This is a genomic window from Sagittula marina (assembly GCF_014196795.1).
GTDB lineage: Bacteria > Pseudomonadota > Alphaproteobacteria > Rhodobacterales > Rhodobacteraceae > Sagittula > Sagittula marina.
In genome coordinates this window covers 45,441-62,429 of the sequence record NZ_JACIEJ010000006.1, presented here as the reverse complement: position 1 = coordinate 62,429, position 16,989 = coordinate 45,441, and the positions used below count along the sequence as shown (strand labels likewise).

The window sequence follows — 16,989 nt, the reverse complement described above, 5'->3', positions numbered from 1 at the left end:
GTTTCCAAGGGGCCACGCGCGCTACACCCACTGACAGATGAATCTTGCGGGAAAATCCCGCCATTTGAGGAGAGACACGCTTATGAAGGTACTCGTACCCGTCAAGCGCGTGATCGACTACAACGTGAAGGTCCGTGTCAAAGCGGACGGCACCGGGGTCGATCTGGCGAATGTGAAAATGTCGATGAACCCCTTCGACGAAATCGCCGTCGAAGAGGCGATCCGCCTGAAAGAAGCCGGCAAGGCCACCGAGGTCATCGCCGTCTCCATCGGCGTGAAGCAAAGCCAGGAAACCCTGCGCACCGCTCTGGCCATGGGCGCTGATCGCGCGATCCTCGTCGAGGCCGCAGATGACGTGCACACCGACATCGAGCCGCTCGCCGTGGCCAAGATCCTCGCCGCCATCGTCAAGGACGAAGAGCCAGGCCTGATCATTCTCGGCAAGCAGGCGATCGACAACGACCTCGGCGCGACAGGCCAGATGCTGGCCGCCCTGCTGGGCTGGAGCCAGGCAACCAACGCGAACTCCGTCGAAGTCGACGGTGACTCCGCCGTTGTGGCGCGCGAAGTGGACGGCGGTCTTCAGACCGTCAAGGTGTCGATGCCCGCCATCATCACCACCGACCTGCGCCTGAACGAGCCGCGCTACGCCTCGCTGCCCAACATCATGAAGGCAAAGAAAAAGCCGCTCGATGCCAAGACCCCAGCGGACTACGGCGTCGACGTGAGCCCGCGCCTCGAGATCGTGAAAACCTCCGAACCGGCAACCCGTTCCGCGGGTGAGATCGTCGGTTCGGTTGACGAACTGGTGGCGAAACTCAAAGAGAAGGGGATCGTGTAATGGCTGTTCTTCTGCTTGCCGAAATCACCGATGGCACCCTGTCCATGGACGCAACCGCGAAGACCGTGACCGCCGCCAAAGCACTGGGTGACGTGACCGTTCTGGCCGTGGGCTCCTCCGCCACGGAGGCCGCGAACGAAGCGGCCACCATCGACGGCGTCGCCAAGGTGCTTGTCGCCGAGGATGCGCTGTACGGCCACCGCCTGGCAGAGCCGGTTGCGGCGCTGATCGCCTCGCTTGCAGGCGACTACTCGCACATCGTTGCGCCTGCCACGACCGACGCCAAGAACATCCTGCCGCGCGTTGCTGCGCTGCTGGACGTGATGGTGCTGACCGACGTGACCGGTGTTGTCGATGCCGACACCTTTGAACGTCCGATCTACGCGGGCAACGCCATTCAGACTGTCAAATCGTCTGACGCGACGAAGGTGATCTCCTTCCGGACCTCGACCTTCGATGCGGCGGCAACCGGCGGCTCCGCCTCTGTCGAAAACATCGCGACTGGCGAAAACCCCGGCGTGTCCGAATGGGTCTCTGACAAAGTGGCTGAAAGCGACCGTCCGGAGCTGACCTCCGCTGGTATCGTCGTCTCCGGTGGCCGTGGCCTGGGTTCCGAAGAGAACTTCGCCATTGTCGAAAAGCTGGCGGACAAGCTGGGCGCGGCCGTTGGCGCGTCCCGCGCGGCAGTCGACTCGGGCTTTGCTCCGAACGACTGGCAGGTCGGCCAGACCGGCAAGGTCGTCGCCCCGGATCTCTATGTCGCCGTTGGCATCTCCGGCGCGATCCAGCACCTCGCCGGCATGAAGGACTCCAAGGTGATCGTCGCGATCAACAAGGACGAAGAAGCACCTATCTTCCAGGTTGCGGACTACGGTCTGGTTGCGGACCTCTTCGAGGCCGTCCCCGAGCTGACCGACAAACTGTGAGCCTGTCGGGGCACCAGCCCTGACCCACACAGCCGATTTGACCCGCCCCCGTGGCGGGTCTTTTCGTTTCAGCGCGGCACCACGCCAAAATCGACGCCACCTCCGTCCTGCGGAGGGCCTCAATCCAGGACCGGCGTCCCGCCCACCATCGGGCGCAGGACGTCCACCAGATCGCGGGCTGCCTCGGCATGGGCCCGAGGCCCCTGCAACTCCACCGCGACGCAGCTTTCGAAATCCGAAAAAACCATCCCGGCCGTCCCCTCCATCCGCGCCGCTTCGGAGGAGATCAGCTCCACCACCTGGCTTACCCGAGGACGCAAAGTGTCGACCATATCCCGTGTGACAAAAAGCGGATCTTGCCGCATGTCGGGCGTATCGTCTTCCGGAATGGGATGATCCGAAAACCAAAGCAAAATCACCTGCCCCCGGATCTGGGTCAGCATGTTCTTCATCCGCGCCACCCAAGCCAGCCGCAACTCATCCACCACCTGCGCGAAACGATCCTGAGAGACCTCGGCCAACCGTCCCAACATATGCCGAACAAAATGGAATTCGGTGAAATCAACCTCCGGAAAGAGCTCCTCCAGCTGCTCCGACGCCTTCAGAAAGCGGTCGTTCCGCCGAGGATGCACCGAATAATAGCGGTTCGACATACTCTGCGCGCCCATGACCTGAACGACCTTCGCTTTGGCCTGAATCACCAGATCCATCACAGCCGGATCGTTCAGATACAGATCCACCCCCGCATTCACGACACCAAAATTGACGCAAGGCACATGCAGCTGCGATTCGACAAGCTGCGGGAACGGCTCTTCAACGAACCGACCGTAGGTTTCCGTCGTCCCCAGGAACGCGACATAATCGCCATCCAACTGTTTGCACGGACCGCGAAACAGCACGCGCGAATTTCCGTAACGGCACGGATAGTACTCCAGGGCCCCATGACCCCCGCCATGTACAGACATAGCAACACCCCTTTTTCTTCACCCAGGGAGGAGAATCACTGAAACCCTTTGCCAATTCGCTAATGTTAAAATTCCTCGATAAGACGATAAAACTCCGCCCCTTGCGATTGTACCGCGCGCGGCCATATGGTTGCGCCGAACAGCCTGGAGATGCGTCATGGAAATCAAGTCAGTCGGGGTCGTAGGCGCAGGGCAGATGGGCAATGGGATTGCTCACGTCATGGCGCTGTCAGGGTACAATGTCCGCCTCAACGATGTCCGCCAAGAGGCGTTGGACGACGCGCTCGCCCTGATCACCAAGAACCTCGACCGGCAGGTCAGCCGCGAAAAGATCAGCCAGACAGACCGTGACGGCGCCTTGGGGCGAATCAGCACCACGATGGATATGGCCGCCATTGGCGATTCGGACCTGGTGATCGAGGCCGCGACAGAACGCGAAGAGGTGAAGCACAAGATCTTTGAATCGCTCGCGCCACACCTGCGCCCCGAGACGATCCTGACCTCGAACACCTCGTCGATCTCGATCACGCGGCTGGCATCGCGCACCGACCGGCCGGAAAAATTCATGGGGTTCCACTTCATGAACCCCGTCCCGGTGATGCAGCTGGTGGAGCTGATCCGCGGCATTGCCACCGACGTGGACACCTACGACGCCTGCCTCGCCGTGGTGAACAAACTTGGCAAGACCGCCGCCAGCGCCGAGGATTTCCCCGCCTTCATCGTGAACCGCGTCCTGATCCCGATGATCAACGAGGCCGTCTACACGCTTTACGAAGGTGTCGGGAACGTGAAATCCATCGACATGGCGATGAAGCTCGGCGCGAACCACCCCATGGGGCCGCTCGAACTGGCGGATTTCATCGGCTTGGACACCTGCCTTGCGATCATGAACGTGCTGCACGACGGGTTGGCGGATACAAAATACCGGCCTTGCCCACTGTTGACCAAATATGTCGAGGCGGGCTGGCTCGGTCGCAAAACGCAGCGTGGTTTCTACGATTATCGTGGCGAAGAGCCCGTCCCCACGCGCTGATCCCGGAGAAAGGTCAGGGGGCACTGCGGCCCCCGACCCGACCAACCGTTCAGCTGTCTTTCAACGCCAACGTCCGCTCTCGCAGCCACGCGACGAATTCCCGCTGACCGCCGGGAAAGGCCTTCACCTCCTCGGGGGTGATCGGTGTGCCCACCACCGGGCTTTGCGGACGGCCACAGGCATGCACGACCTCGTGGATCAACAAGCCCTGACGCATTGTCGCGGACAGCTGATTGGCGATCTGATAGGCGCGCGAATTCTGCCCCGGAAAGTAGATTGGCACCACGGTCGCACCGGAACGCTGCACCATCTTGGCGGTGAAGGGATTCCAGCCCTGCTCCTCTGCCGGCCCCCACCAATCCTTGGAAGACGCCACAACCCCCGACGGAAACAGCGCAATCACGCCGCCGGTCTTGAGATGCGCCATGGCCTTGGCCCGCATCTCAAGGCTCTGCTCGCGGGCATCTGCCTCATGAGGAAAGGGCACCGGGATCATGAAGGGATCGACCTCCTGCACCCCGGTCAACAGGGACCGCACGAGGATCTTGTAGTCCGTCCGCTGCCGTCCGATCAGCTCGGCCAGCACCATGCCATCGACCAGCCCATGCGGATGGTTGGCCACCACGATCACCGGGCCGTCCTTGGGGATGTTGGCGACCTGCGCGTCGGGCGTCTTCAGATCAATGCCCATCACCTTCAGCGCCTGACCCCAAAAGGCCTGCCCCTCCGCAGCGCCCATCGCCTCGAACCGGCGCACCATTCGCAACAGCGGCAGCTTGCCGGTCGTCCACTCCATCACGCGGATGATGTTGGCTTTCCATGGGTTGGTGAAGGTGTTGGCGTAGCTGACGCGACTCTTGTCGTAGGGCTCCGCCGCCGGGACGGCGGGGCCAGTCATCTCAGTGGTCTGGGTGCTGTCTACCATAGCCCCTATGCGTCCCGTTCTGGAGACCCGAACTCAGCAGTCCTCGCCGAAACGGTCAGCCACAAGGGCCTCCACAGCGTCAGCCAGAGCCTCTGCATCCGGGCCAGAGGTTTGAACCTCAATAGTGGTTCCACGCGCGGCTGCCAACATCAAAAGACCCATGATGCTGTCTCCGCCGGCGGACATGCCGTCGCGTGACACCTCGCAATTGGCATCGAACCCTTCGACCACCTCCACCAGTTTGGCCGAGGCGCGGGCATGCAGCCCCTTTTCGTTGATGATCTTGAGGTCTCTGCGAACGGAATCGCTCATACTGTCGGTCTTTCCTGCTGTCTCGCGTCTCAGGCTGGATCAGCCGGAACGTTCTGACTGTCAATGTATTTGCGCCCGGCCTCCAGCGCGCTGCGCACGGCGTCGCCGACGGCCATGTGGCGGCTTTTGGCCAGTTTGATCAGCATGGGCAGGTTCGCGCCATACAAGATCCGGCGATCATCCGGACGGCAGGCGTTCAACGACAGGTTGGACGGGGAGCCGCCAAACATATCCGTCACCAGCACGACACCGGTTCCCTGATCCACCGCATCGGCGGCGGCGCAAATCTCGGATTGCTTCAACTGCCGGTCGCAATCCACCTCGATTGAGATGGCCGCCATGCCCGGCTGTTGCCCGACGACATGTTCTACCGCCGCGAGATACTCGCGGGCCAGTCCACCATGTGCGACGATCACGATTCCGATCACCCGGCTTTCCTTCCACCTAGATTGGCTGATCCCGGCACCGACGGTGCTGCAGTGCGGCGTTCCAACTCCCGGTGCCGAATAGACACGCGCCAGCCCGCGCTTGCAAGGGCCGCAGCCATGCTTTCTGTGAGGGTAACGGACCGGTGTTTTCCGCCGGTGCAGCCAAAGCCTATTGCGAAATGCGCCTTGCCCTCTTCGACACAGGCGGGCAGCACCAACAGGATCAGATCCCTGACCTGTTCGGAAAACGCGGCAAAGCGCGGATCCTCGGCCACGTACTCAGACACCTCCTTGTCGAGCCCGGTGTGCGGCCGCAGCTCCGGCTCCCAATGCGGGTTGCGCAAAAAGCGGCAGTCGAACACCATGTCCAACCCCTGCGGCAGGCCGCGCTTGTAGGAAAAGCTGTGCACGGAGACGGCCATACCCTGCCCCGTGACCACGCCAAACCAGCCCTCTATCTCGGCCCGCAGGTCGTGCACCGTCAGCTCGCTGGTATCGATCAGGATGTCGGCATGGCCGCGCAGATCCTCCAGCAGCGCTTTCTCGCGCTCGATCCCATCCGACGGGCTTTCATCCGGAGCCAGGGGGTGCCGCCGCCGCGTCTCGGAGTAGCGGCGCATCAGCACTTCGACCGAACAGTCGAGATAGAGCAGATCGATCAACCGATCCGGCGCGCCGAGCGTCTCCCGCAGTTCCAAAAGCCCGCCGACGCTGAAATCCCGGTTGCGCACGTCAATGCCCAGCGCCAACGGTCTGTTCAGCGCGTCATCCCCTTCCAGAAGCTTCGGAATGAAGCTCAGGGGAATATTGTCGATCGTCTCAAAGCCGAGGTCTTCCAGCACGTTGATCGCCGAAGACCGCCCGGCGCCCGAAGGCCCGGTGACCAGTACAATCCGTTTGGTCTCTTGTGTCGAACAGTCCATGTTACTCTCTGCGTCCCGTTCTCAGATATTGCATGAGAGCGGCAGGAAAATAGGGACCCGCGCTTTTGTGAAGCACCGCGAAGTCTACCCCAAGCACATTTCTCAATCGTTCAGGCGGAAGGCGATCTTCCTCCTCGATATCCAGGTCGAGCACGGCAACCAATTCGGCGCGCGTGCTCTTCGCGGCCAGCACGCCGATGCCACGCGCCTCGATCATCCCGCGAATGGCCTCCGGCGCCTGCATCCAGACCGTCCCGCCCTCTCGCCACAACCGCGTCTGGTCATCCGCCACCAGCTGTGCGCCCAGCGCCATCATGGCAAGCGCCAGCGAAGACTTCCCCGCCCCGGACCTGCCGCATATCAACAGCCCGCGCCCTTCGATTGCAACCGAACTGCTGTGGACCGTCTCTTCCATTTATCAGATCGGCAGGCCCACGACAAAGCGTGCGCCCAACGGTTCGGATGTCACATCGGCTTCGGTCGGTCGAATGTTTTCGGCCCAGATCACGCCGCCATGCGCCTCGATGATCTGCTTGGAAATCGCCAGACCGAGGCCGGAGTTGTTGCCGAAATCCGACTGCGGACGCGAGGTGTAGAAGCGTTTGAAGATCTTCTGCAAGGCCTCTTCGGGAATGCCGGGACCGGTGTCCTCGACCACAACCAGAACCCTGTTGTCGCGCCTGCGCGCCCAGACGCGGATCGCATCACCGTCCTCGCAGAACGATATCGCGTTGGTGATCAGGTTGACAAAGACCTGCGCCAGACGCGCCTCCAGACCATTCGTCGTGATCTTGGTTTTCGGCAGGTCGGAGATGAACTCGATCCCTTTCGACCGCGCATCTTCGCCCAGGAATTCAGAGATATTGCCGATCATCTTCAGCAGATCGAACTCTTGTTCCTCTTCCTTCACCAGTTCGGAATCGAGCCGCGACGCGTTGGAGATGTCGGACACCAGGCGATCCAGCCGACGCACGTCGTGTTCGATCACATCCAACAGCTTCTGCCGGTGCTCGTCCTTCTTGACCATACGCATCGACCCCACGGCCGATCGAAGCGAGGCCAGCGGGTTCTTGATCTCATGCGCCACGTCAGCCGCGAACTGCTCATTGGCGTCGATCCGGTCGTAAAGCGCGGACACCATCCCCCTGAGCGCCCCTGACAGGCGCCCGATCTCATCAGGTCGTGCGGTCAGGTCCGGGATGCGGATGCGCCCCGTCGTCTTGTGCTTGCGGTCCCGGTCCCGCCCGATCTCTGCCGCGTCGGCGAGGTCGGAAATCGGGTTCGCGATGGTCGAGGCCAGCACCAGACTAAGCCCGATGGACACGAGCGTTGCGATGATGAACATCTCCAACACGCGCTCCCGCTCCTTGCGAACGGCGGCATCGATCTCTGCCGCAGAGGACGCCAGCGCCACGGTGCCGAGGATCGCATCCCCCACGCGAATGGGCGAAAAGGCGTAAAAGACCGTCTCCCCTCCCCCTCCGGCCTGCACCACGCGGGTGAGTGCCGGGTCGCCGGTCTCGATCTCGCGCCGCAGGCGGTCTTCGAGCACCAGATCCGGCTCATCGGAAAAATAGGTGAACAGACCGGCAACGCCCTGCCACAGCCCGTTGAGAAAATCGGCAATCAGCGTGGGGTCATCTTGCTCGGCAGACACTTCGACCGCTGGCGGCACACGTCCGACGGCCTCGCCCACAAGAAAGGTGGCGCTGTCATAGACCAGAACCTGCATCCCCTCGCGCAGGTCGATCCCGTTCAGTGTGCTGGCCACATCGACGCTACCGCTGCTGCCCAGCGGAGCCGCATTGACCTGCATCTGGACCTCAAAGGTGTCAGCGATCAGCTCGACTTCGGACTGCAGCGCGTTGATGCGCTGTATCGCCAGGGTATCCCGTGAGGAGTTCAGCCAAAGCACCCCCGCCACCAACACGTTCAAGGCAATCAGGTTGAACGTGATGATCTTGCGGGTCAGCGGCGATCGATTAAGCGTGAAAAGACCGCGCTGCGCACGCGAGTCGCGCAGTTCCTTTTCGACGGTGCTGTCCGGGGCGACCCAATCGTCTCCCAGCACAACATCTGCATCTCGACGATTGTCATCGTCCCCATCACGCATGGGAATCCGTTCGGCCAGGGCCATCAATTACTCTTCGTTGTAGCGGTACCCGATACCGTAAAGAGTCTCGATGGCGGAGAAGTCTGTATCAACAGTCCGCATCTTCTTGCGCAAGCGCTTGATGTGGCTGTCGATGGTGCGATCGTCGACGTAGACCTGATCGTCGTAGGCCACGTCCATAAGCTGATCCCGCGATTTAACAAAGCCCGGTCGCTGTGCCAACGCCTGCAGCAACAGGAATTCCGTCACCGTCAGGGACACGTCCTGTCCCCGCCATGTCACGGCATGGCGCAGCGGGTCCATCGTCAGGGACCCACGGGTCATCAGCTTGGTTTCCTCGGTGTCCCCCACCACGTCGCCGGCGACGGCTTCCTGGCGGCGCAACAACGCGCGGATGCGTTCAACCAGAAGCCGCTGGCTGAAAGGTTTCTTTACATAGTCGTCGGCGCCCATGCGCAGACCCAGAACCTCGTCGATTTCGTCGTCTTTGGAGGTCAGGAAGATCACCGGCATCTTGGATTTCTGGCGCACCCGCTGAAGCAGGTCCATGCCATCCATGCGCGGCATCTTGATATCGAAAACGGCCATGTCGGGCATCTTCTTGTTGAAGGCGTCCAGCGCGGCTTGTCCGTCGTTATACGTCTCGACTTCGAACCCCTCGGCTTCCAAAGTCATCGAAACCGATGTCAGGATATTTCTGTCATCGTCCACTAGGGCGATCTTAGACATTTTATTGTCCTTATGCTGCTCTGTTACCTGATTTTTTCCCCAAGTATCAGCGAATTCCTGCCTTGCGGCAATCATTAAGTGCGAATCAGCAAAGCGCCGCACGCTCATGGGACCCGAATTTGGCAAAGGAATGACTAAAATGTACCACCCCTTTTGGATAGTCGGACCTCAATCTTGGCACGGATCTGCCAATGCGGGTGGGTGGTAACGCTAAACTTCATTTGGTTGCGCTAACTGCGCACTTGCGTCCTGTTACTTCCGAAAAACGTCATGCTAAAGGAACGAATACCGACGCATACCGCGCCGCAACTTTCTTTCGCGCGCAGCGCTGCAACAGGAGCAAGGCAGATGACATTTGGACGGGTCAACCCGCAGTTCAAGCTTGAGGATCAGGGGATCGAAGGGCTTGATAATGTCTATTACAACCTCATGGAGCCCGCGCTGATACAAGCCGCGCTCAAAGGCGAAGAAGGCACGCTCGGCAAAGGCGGCTCCTTCCTCGTGACGACAGGCACCTACACCGGCCGTTCCCCGAAGGACAAGTTCATTGTCCGCACCCCTTCGGTCGAGGACTCGATCTGGTGGGAAAACAACGCCCCGATGGACGCCGACGCCTTTGACCGTCTCCACGCCGACATGCTGGAGCACATGAAAGGCGGCAACTATTACGTGCAGGATCTCGTCGGCGGGGCAGATCCGGCCAACGCCATCGACGTGCGCGTGATCACCGAACTGGCCTGGCACAACCTGTTCATCCGCCACATGCTGCGCCGTCCCGACCGCGAAGATCTCGACAGCTTTGTCGCCGATTTCACGATCATCAACTGCCCGAGCTTCAAGGCCGACCCGGAAAAGCACGGCTGCCGCACGGAAACGGTCATCGCACTGAACTTCGACAAGAAGCTCATCCTGATCGGCAACACCGAATATGCCGGCGAGAACAAGAAAGCCGTGTTCACGCTGCTGAACTACATCTTGCCGGGCAAAGGCATCATGGCGATGCACTGCTCTGCCAACCACGCGCCGAACAACCCGGTCGACACCGCCGTGTTCTTTGGCCTCTCCGGCACGGGCAAGACCACGCTCTCCGCCGATCCGGAGCGCGTGCTGATCGGCGACGACGAGCACGGCTGGTCGGATCGCGGCACCTTCAACTTCGAAGGCGGCTGCTACGCCAAGACGATCAACCTGTCCGCCGATGCTGAGCCGGAAATCTACGCCACCACCGAGAAGTTCGGCACCGTGATCGAGAACATGGTCTTCGATCCGGAAACCTTCGACCTCGACTTCGAGGACGACAGCCTGACCGCCAACATGCGCTGCGCCTACCCGCTGAACTACATCTCCAACGCGTCCAAGACCGCGCTTGGCGGCCACCCCAAGAACATCATCATGCTCACATGTGATGCCTTCGGCGTGCTGCCTCCGATCGCGCGTCTGACCCCGGCGCAGGCGATGTACCACTTCCTGTCCGGCTTCACCTCCAAGGTGGCCGGGACGGAGCGTGGCGTGACCGAACCGGAGCCGACCTTCTCCACCTGCTTTGGCGCGCCCTTCATGCCGCGTCGTCCGGAGGCCTACGGCAACCTGCTGCGCGACAAGATCGCCAAGCACGGCGCAACCTGCTGGCTGGTGAACACCGGCTGGACCGGCGGCGCTTACGGCACCGGCTCGCGGATGCCGATCAAGGCAACCCGCGCCCTGCTGCATGCCGCGCTGAACGGCTCGCTGAACAACGCTCCGATGCGCAAGGACCCGAACTTCGGGTTCGAGGTTCCCACCCACGTCGAAGGCGTGCCGGACATGCTGCTCGACCCCAAGAAGACCTGGGATGACAAGGCAGCCTATGACGCGCAGTCGGCCAAACTGGTCGCCATGTTCGCCGAGAACTTTGCGCAGTACGTGCCCTACATCGACGAGGACGTGAAAGCCGCCGCAATCGGCTGAACGCCGCGCTCCTGAACGAAAGGCCCTCCGCAGCGCGGGGGGCCTTTTGCGTTTACGAAGCTGTGACAGGGGGCCGCTCGTATCTGCGCGCAGACCTGATACTCTGCGCCCCGACAGACAGGAGATTCCGATGCTGCGCTTCGCCCTAACGCTCGCCCTGCTCGCCAGCCCGCTATCCGCCCAAGCCCTCGCGCTGACCGGCTACGGGGTGATCTGCGACATCGAAAAGGGGCGCACCCGCCCAGCGCCCGACACCGTGTCAGGCGTCCTCAACGTCGTGAACCAGCATCACCCCATCGACGTCCACACCGCCACGGTTCCTGCGGAAATGGGGTTGAGCTTCGGCATCCGCGCCGACCTCCCCGAGGGGGCCAAGGGCGGCACCTTTTCGATCATCGTCACGCACCCGCCCATGGGGCCGCAGGGACAGACGGTCGAAAGCTGGACCACCACGCTGTCCCCCGGCGATCCGGCGCTCAACCTGTTCACATTCGAGTTGCCATATGAACTTGTTCAGGGCGACTGGCGTTTTCAGATTGCACGAGCAGATGACATCGTCCTGGAGCAGCATTTCACCGTCCTGCCCGCCGGAAGTGTTCCCGCCGTACAGCGCGCCTGCCGCGGCAGCGTGCCAATGTCATGATGTATTGGATCGGATGAGCCCATGAAATGCCACACCCTGCTTCTTTCGCTTGCGCTGCTGCCCATGGCAGAGGCCGCCTCCGCCCAGTCCGACATCGGCGGTGTCATCTACACCGCCGCCTGCCAGCGCTGTCACGGGGCCGACGGCGCCAAGATCAGCGGTGCCGACCTGCGCGGCCGGTCCATGGATGGCATCAAGACCGCGCATGACTATGCTCTGTTCCCGACGATCGTCGATCCGCAAAAGGATCTGACAGCCATCGCGGCCTATCTCGGCGGCCTGTAACTCAGGCCGCGCGCAGTCCCAGGATCTCGCGCGCCTGCGCAAAGGACGCCACCGGGCGCTCGTACTTTTCGCACAACTCGACCGCCCGCTTCACCAGCGCGGCGTTGGACGGCGCAAGGGTCGACCGATCAATGCGAATGTTGTCCTCCAGACCGGTACGGGTGTGCCCACCAGCGGCGATGGCCCATTCGTTGATCTCGATCTGGTGCCGGCCAATGCCCGCGGCACACCATTCCCCCTCGGGCGCGACGCGCTGCATGGTCTTGATATAGTAGTCAAAGACCTCCTTGTCGGCAGGCATGGCGTTCTTCACCCCCATGACGAACTGCACATACAGCTTGCCGGGAATACGACCGTCCTTGTTCATCTCGGCGGCCTTGAGGATATGGCTCAGGTCAAACGCCTCGATTTCCGGCTTGACGTTGTAGGTCTTCATCTCGGAGGCCAGCCAATCCACCAGATCCGGCGGGTTCTCGTAAACGCGGGTCGGAAAGTTGTTCGACCCCACCGACAGCGATGCCATGTCGGGGGCCAGCGACAGCATCCCGCCACGCGTCTGACCCGCGCCAGAGCGGCCCCCGGTGGACAGTTGCACGATCATGCCGGGGCAGTGTTTCTGGACGCCCTCCACCAGCCGCGCGAATTTTTCCGGGTCGGAGGTCGGCGTTTCATCGTCGTTGCGCACGTGCGCGTGCATGATGGTCGCCCCGGCCTCGAACGCCTCCTGCGTGCTTTCCACCTGCTCCGCGACAGAGATCGGCACAGCGGGGTTGTCCGCCTTCTTCGGCAGGGAGCCGGTGATGGCAACACAGATGATGCAGGGCTTTGTCATAGGGTCCTCGGGCGTTGGTCTGCGAATTTTGCGCAGTGTACTGCGTGTTCGTCGCACTGAGAAGCCGGGGCAAAGGGCACTGCCCCGGCAAGATTCGTTAACAAAATCATAATGTTGTCAGCTGACAATTTCCGTTCTTCATTCTCGGTATCATCAGATATCGAAAAAGATGGTCTCTCCCTCGCCCTGAAGGCGGATGTCGAACCGGTAGTGATCGCCTTCCTTGACCGCCATCAGCGTCGGGATGCGCGACTGGTGCTCGATCCGGGTCAGGATCGGATCCTCGGCGTTGGCGGTCTCTTCATCGGCAAAGTACATGCGCGTGTGCAGACCCAGGTTGATGCCCCGCGCCACGATCCAGAAGGTCACATGCGGCGCTTGCAAGCGCCCATCGGTGAACGGCACGCGACCGGGCTTCAGCGTCTCGAAGGTGAACTCGCCTGTGTCCATGTCGCCCGGCGACCGGCCCCAGCCGGTGAAACCCTCGACACCGCCACGTCCCGCGAACTTGCCAGACGGGTCGGCTTGCCAGATCTCGATCAGGGCATCCTTCAACGGGTTGCCCGTGCCGTCGAACACCGAGCCCTTGATGGTGATGCGCTCGCCCTCCGGGTTGCCGGTGATGATCGTCGTGCCAAGGTCTTCGGGAAAGATCCCGTCGATCCCCAGAAAGTTCGGCGTACAGCCGATGTGGACGTACGGCCCGGCGGTCTGCGAAGGGCTTTCCTTGTAGCGGTTCATGTCACATGCCCTCCATGCGGTTTTCGAACATGGTTTGACGACGGCCCCGCAGGGTAATGTCGAACTGGTAGCACAGCGAGTTCATCGGGATGGAACCGGGGCGGTCCAGCTTGGCCACCAGCGTCTCGATCGCCTCGCGCGTCGGGATGGTGCCCACGATGGGACACTGCCAGATCATCGGGTCGCCCTCGAAATACATTTGGGTGATCAGCCGCTGCGCGAACGAATGACCAAAGACCGAGACGTGGATATGCGCCGGGCGCCAGTCGTCCGGCCCGTTGGGCCAGGGGTAGGGGCCGGGCTTCACCGTCAGGAATTCGTAAAAGCCGTTCTCGTCCGTGATGCAGCGCCCGCAGCCGCCGAAGTTGGGGTCGAGCGGTGCGAGGTAGCCCTCTTTCTTGTGACGGTAGCGCCCGCCTGCATTGGCCTGCCAGACCTCCACCAGCGTGTGCGGCACGGGGCGGCCGAACTCGTCACGCACATGGCCCTGCACCACGATGCGCGGGCCGATTGCCATCTCTCCGGGCGCGGCGAAGTTGGTGATCAGATCGTTGTCCTTGGCTCCGAGGATATCATGGCCGAACACCGGTCCGGTTTCCTCGGACAGCGAGGTCGCGGCGCCGATGGGGGCAAAGCGCGGGCTGCGCGTCACGCTGGTCTTGTATAGCGGCGTCAGCGCGGGCGGGTGCCAGCTCCTGTCACGCGCGGCATATCCATTTGTCTTTGTCATGGTGTCCGGTCTCCTCTCCGGCAGGGGGTGCGCGTTCCCCGGGTCGGTCAGTCTTGTTCCATCTCGGCGTAAGTCGCCTTGGCCAGCTTGAAGGCATGGTTGGCCTTCGGCACGCCAGCATAGACCGCCACATGCATGAAGGCCTGCGTCACGTCTTCCTTTGTCGCGCCGGTGTTGGCGGTGGCACGAATGTGCATCGGGATCTCTTCGAAGTTTCCGGTGGCCGCCAGCAGCGCCAGCGTCAGCATGGACCGCTCCCGGTCGCTGATCGCGTCAGAGGCCCAGACATTGCCCCAGGCGGTTTCCGTGATCAGCTCCTGAAACGGCACGTCGAAGGGCGTCTTGGCGGCCTCTGCCCGATCCACATGCGCATCGCCCAGAACCTTGCGGCGCACCTGCATCCCGGTGTCATAACGGTTGGTCATAGTGATCTCCCCAAGGTCAATATGGCAGGCCGACATAGTTGATGGCCATGGTCTTTTGCATGCTTTCCGTGCTGGCGAGATGCTCGATCTCGGCGCGTTGGATATGCAGCTCGTAAGGATCAGTGTCCGGGAAGCGGTGCAGCGTCTTGGTCATCCACCAGCTGAAGCGCTGCGTCTTCCAGACCCGCGCCAGCGCCTTTTCGGAATAGCCGCCCAGCGCCTTCGGGTCCTTGTCGAGGTAGCACGCCTGCAAGGCACGGAAGAGGTAGTGCACGTCGGAGGCCGCAGTGTTCAGACCCTTTGCCCCGGTGGGCGGCACGATGTGCGCAGCGTCCCCGGCGAGGAACAGACGGCCATACTGCATGGGCTCACAGACGAACCCGCGCAACGGTGCGATGCTTTTCTCGATGGTCGGGCCGGTTTCCATCTGCTCGGCCACACGGCGGGGAATGCGGCGCTTGAACTCTTCCCAGAAGGCGTCGTCCGACCAGTCCGCGACCTTGTCGGTCAATGGGGCCTGAATATAGTAGCGGCTGAGGTTCTCGTTGCGCATGGAGGACAGCGCAAACCCGCGTTCGGAGTTGGCATAGATCAGCTCGTGGTGCGCGGGCTTGGTCTCTGACAGGACGCCAAGCCAGCCGAAGGGATACACCCGCTCGAACTCCTTTCGCTTGTCTGCCGGGATGGCCTGACGCGACGGTCCGTGAAACCCATCGCAGCCCGCGATGTAATCACATTCGATCGTCTTGCGCGTGCCCTGGTGCATGAAGGTGACGGAGGCGCCCTCGTCCCCCTCCAATGCGGCATTGTGGATCTCCACCTCGTCGACCTCGAACAGGGTGGTGCCGCCGGTCTGTTCCCGCGCAGCATACAGGTCGCGCGTCACCTCGGTCTGGCCATAGACCATGACCGCGGTGCCGGTGTGCTTGGTGAAGTCGATGCGGACTTCCATGTCCTCGAAGGAGATGACCGTGCCGTCATGGGGGTAGCCTTCGGTGCCCATGCGGGTCGGGACGCGGGCTTCCTCCAGCAGGTTGATCAGACCCTGTTCCAAGACGCCCGCGCGGATGCGGCTGAGGACGTGGTCCTTTGTCCGGCGCTCCAGAACGATGGCGTCGATGCCCGCCTGATGACATAGCTGACCCAAAAGCAGGCCGGAGGGGCCGCCTCCGATTATGCAAACCTGTGTTCTCATGATCCAACTCCCTTTGCGGGCATAATGCTGAACCAAAACGCATTGTAAATTGACGGTTTATGCGATTTAGTTTCCCAAAATGACAACTAACCGGATCAAGCTGCGCCATCTTGAGGCGCTGACCGCCATCGCGCGGCACGGCAGCCTGCGGGCGGCCTGCGCGCATCTGCACCTGTCGCCCCCTGCCCTGTCCAAAACCCTCAAGGAGCTGGAGGACACGCTGGGCACCACCCTGATGCACCGCGACCGGGCCGGCATTCGCATGACGGCGGAGGGCGCGCTGTTTCTGCGGTTTGCCAATCAAAGCCTCGCGGCATTGCATCGCGGCGTCGAAGGGCTGTCCGATCTGCGCCACGGCGGGCGCGAGACGTTGCGCGTGGGGTCGCTGCCCTCCGTGGCGGCGCGGCTGATGCCGCAGGCGGTGGCGACCTTTCGGCGCGTCGCACCGGACACCCGGCTGATGCTGCGCGACGGGGCGCATGGCGCACTGACGGCGCTGCTGCGGGCCGGAGAACTGGACATCGTTGTCGGCCGCATGGGTGGGGCGGAGACCATGCAAGGTCTGTCCTTTACCCAGTTGTACGTGGAGAAGGTGGTGTGCGTCACGCGCGCTGGCCATCCGTTGATCGAAAGGCCCGACCTCGACAGGCTGGCCGACTGGCCAGTGCTGTATCCGCCCGAAGACGCCGCAATCCGCCCCCTTCTGGACCGCTGGTGCCTGGCCCATGGGGTGCAGCCCTTTCGCGATCAGGTGGACTGCGTGTCTGGTGCCTTTGGGCGCAATTACCTGCGCGCCTCGGACGCGGTCTGGTTCATTTCCGAAGGGGTCGTGGCGCAGGATCTGGCCGACGGGCGGCTGCACGCGCTGCCCTTTGACCTGAGCCTGACCGCCGGACCGGTGGGGTTGATGACGCAGCCAGAGGCCGCCAGCAGCCGGTCACAGCAGCTTTTTGTACAATCTCTGCGTGTGGCCCTTGAATCTTAACCATTTTATCG

General features: G+C 62.1%; 20 protein-coding genes. 7 read left to right on the top strand and 13 right to left on the bottom strand.

Annotated elements, in window-relative coordinates; all coding sequences use genetic code 11:
* Nucleotides 1-82 precede the first annotated feature (82 nt).
* Nucleotides 83-841, top strand: a complete 759-nt coding sequence (locus tag GGQ68_RS12750) for an electron transfer flavoprotein subunit beta/FixA family protein (RefSeq protein WP_183966579.1) — start codon at nt 83-85, stop codon at nt 839-841.
* Entirely contained in the window at nt 841-1,767 is a 927-nt protein-coding gene (locus GGQ68_RS12745) for an electron transfer flavoprotein subunit alpha/FixB family protein (protein WP_183966577.1), read from the top strand. Before GGQ68_RS12750 ends, GGQ68_RS12745 begins: the two co-directional genes overlap by 1 nt.
* A 119-nt stretch (nt 1,768-1,886) precedes the next feature.
* On the opposite strand, the gene GGQ68_RS12740 is transcribed toward GGQ68_RS12745, so the two are convergent.
* Nucleotides 1,887-2,732 (bottom strand): DUF6473 family protein, encoded by an 846-nt coding sequence (locus GGQ68_RS12740; RefSeq protein ID WP_183966575.1) that lies wholly within the window; start codon nt 2,730-2,732, stop codon nt 1,887-1,889.
* Nucleotides 2,733-2,889: 157 nt separating this feature from the next.
* Between GGQ68_RS12740 and GGQ68_RS12735 the strand changes: the two genes are divergently transcribed.
* Complete coding sequence (locus GGQ68_RS12735; RefSeq protein ID WP_183966573.1) at nt 2,890-3,765, top strand: 3-hydroxybutyryl-CoA dehydrogenase; 876 nt, start codon at nt 2,890-2,892, stop codon at nt 3,763-3,765.
* A 49-nt stretch (nt 3,766-3,814) separates the two neighbouring features.
* Here the strand turns inward: GGQ68_RS12735 and GGQ68_RS12730 are convergent, their stop codons facing one another.
* From GGQ68_RS12730 to GGQ68_RS12700, 7 genes are read right to left on the bottom strand one after another with little or no spacing between them, the layout of a single operon-like run.
* Complete coding sequence (locus GGQ68_RS12730) at nt 3,815-4,690, bottom strand: lysophospholipid acyltransferase family protein (RefSeq protein ID WP_183966571.1); 876 nt, start codon at nt 4,688-4,690, stop codon at nt 3,815-3,817.
* Nucleotides 4,691-4,723: 33 nt separating this feature from the next.
* On the bottom strand, nt 4,724-5,002 hold the full coding sequence (locus GGQ68_RS12725; protein WP_183966570.1) for an HPr family phosphocarrier protein: 279 nt from the start codon (nt 5,000-5,002) through the stop codon (nt 4,724-4,726).
* Between the two features lie 29 nt (nt 5,003-5,031).
* Complete coding sequence (locus GGQ68_RS12720) at nt 5,032-5,430, bottom strand: PTS sugar transporter subunit IIA domain-containing protein (RefSeq protein ID WP_183966568.1); 399 nt, start codon at nt 5,428-5,430, stop codon at nt 5,032-5,034.
* Entirely contained in the window at nt 5,427-6,353 is a 927-nt protein-coding gene (rapZ, locus tag GGQ68_RS12715) for an RNase adapter RapZ (RefSeq protein ID WP_183966566.1), read from the bottom strand. The genes GGQ68_RS12720 and rapZ overlap by 4 nt, the downstream gene beginning before the upstream one ends.
* Before the next feature lies 1 nt (nt 6,354).
* Nucleotides 6,355-6,768, bottom strand: a complete 414-nt coding sequence (locus GGQ68_RS12710; RefSeq protein ID WP_183966564.1) for an HPr kinase/phosphorylase — start codon at nt 6,766-6,768, stop codon at nt 6,355-6,357.
* Between the two features lie 3 nt (nt 6,769-6,771).
* Nucleotides 6,772-8,490, bottom strand: a complete 1,719-nt coding sequence (locus GGQ68_RS12705) for a sensor histidine kinase (protein WP_183966562.1) — start codon at nt 8,488-8,490, stop codon at nt 6,772-6,774.
* Nucleotides 8,491-8,493: 3 nt separating this feature from the next.
* Complete coding sequence (locus GGQ68_RS12700; protein ID WP_183966560.1) at nt 8,494-9,195, bottom strand: response regulator transcription factor; 702 nt, start codon at nt 9,193-9,195, stop codon at nt 8,494-8,496.
* 348 nt (nt 9,196-9,543) lie between these two features.
* Between GGQ68_RS12700 and GGQ68_RS12695 the strand changes: the two genes are divergently transcribed.
* The 3 genes from GGQ68_RS12695 to GGQ68_RS12685 all read left to right on the top strand — a co-directional run bounded on the left by GGQ68_RS12695 (nt 9,544) and on the right by GGQ68_RS12685 (nt 12,070).
* Nucleotides 9,544-11,142 carry a phosphoenolpyruvate carboxykinase gene (locus GGQ68_RS12695; RefSeq protein ID WP_183966558.1) on the top strand — a complete coding sequence of 533 codons (1,599 nt, stop codon included), beginning with the start codon at nt 9,544-9,546 and terminating at the stop codon, nt 11,140-11,142.
* 130 nt (nt 11,143-11,272) lie between these two features.
* Nucleotides 11,273-11,785 carry a DUF3859 domain-containing protein gene (locus GGQ68_RS12690; protein ID WP_183966556.1) on the top strand — a complete coding sequence of 171 codons (513 nt, stop codon included), beginning with the start codon at nt 11,273-11,275 and terminating at the stop codon, nt 11,783-11,785.
* Between the two features lie 21 nt (nt 11,786-11,806).
* Complete coding sequence (locus GGQ68_RS12685; RefSeq protein ID WP_183966554.1) at nt 11,807-12,070, top strand: c-type cytochrome; 264 nt, start codon at nt 11,807-11,809, stop codon at nt 12,068-12,070.
* 1 nt (nt 12,071) lies between these two features.
* On the opposite strand, the gene GGQ68_RS12680 is transcribed toward GGQ68_RS12685, so the two are convergent.
* The 5 genes from GGQ68_RS12680 to pobA all read right to left on the bottom strand — a co-directional run bounded on the left by GGQ68_RS12680 (nt 12,072) and on the right by pobA (nt 15,993).
* Nucleotides 12,072-12,902 (bottom strand): 3-oxoadipate:acetyl-CoA acetyltransferase, encoded by an 831-nt coding sequence (locus tag GGQ68_RS12680; RefSeq protein ID WP_183966552.1) that lies wholly within the window; start codon nt 12,900-12,902, stop codon nt 12,072-12,074.
* Nucleotides 12,903-13,055: 153 nt separating this feature from the next.
* Nucleotides 13,056-13,643, bottom strand: coding sequence for a protocatechuate 3,4-dioxygenase subunit alpha (gene pcaG / locus GGQ68_RS12675; protein ID WP_183966550.1), 588 nt, complete (start codon nt 13,641-13,643; stop codon nt 13,056-13,058).
* A 1-nt stretch (nt 13,644) separates the two neighbouring features.
* The gene (gene pcaH, locus GGQ68_RS12670) at nt 13,645-14,373 is read right to left on the bottom strand and encodes a protocatechuate 3,4-dioxygenase subunit beta (RefSeq protein ID WP_183966548.1); all 729 of its coding nucleotides are present in this window, start codon (nt 14,371-14,373) and stop codon (nt 13,645-13,647) included.
* Nucleotides 14,374-14,420: 47 nt separating this feature from the next.
* Nucleotides 14,421-14,798 carry a 4-carboxymuconolactone decarboxylase gene (pcaC, locus tag GGQ68_RS12665; RefSeq protein ID WP_183966546.1) on the bottom strand — a complete coding sequence of 126 codons (378 nt, stop codon included), beginning with the start codon at nt 14,796-14,798 and terminating at the stop codon, nt 14,421-14,423.
* A gap of 16 nt (nt 14,799-14,814) precedes the next feature.
* On the bottom strand, nt 14,815-15,993 hold the full coding sequence (gene pobA / locus GGQ68_RS12660) for a 4-hydroxybenzoate 3-monooxygenase (RefSeq protein WP_183966544.1): 1,179 nt from the start codon (nt 15,991-15,993) through the stop codon (nt 14,815-14,817).
* A gap of 79 nt (nt 15,994-16,072) precedes the next feature.
* Here pobA and pcaQ point away from each other — a divergent pair, with 79 nt between their 5' ends.
* Nucleotides 16,073-16,978 (top strand): pca operon transcription factor PcaQ, encoded by a 906-nt coding sequence (gene pcaQ / locus GGQ68_RS12655; protein WP_183966542.1) that lies wholly within the window; start codon nt 16,073-16,075, stop codon nt 16,976-16,978.
* Nucleotides 16,979-16,989 lie beyond the last annotated feature (11 nt).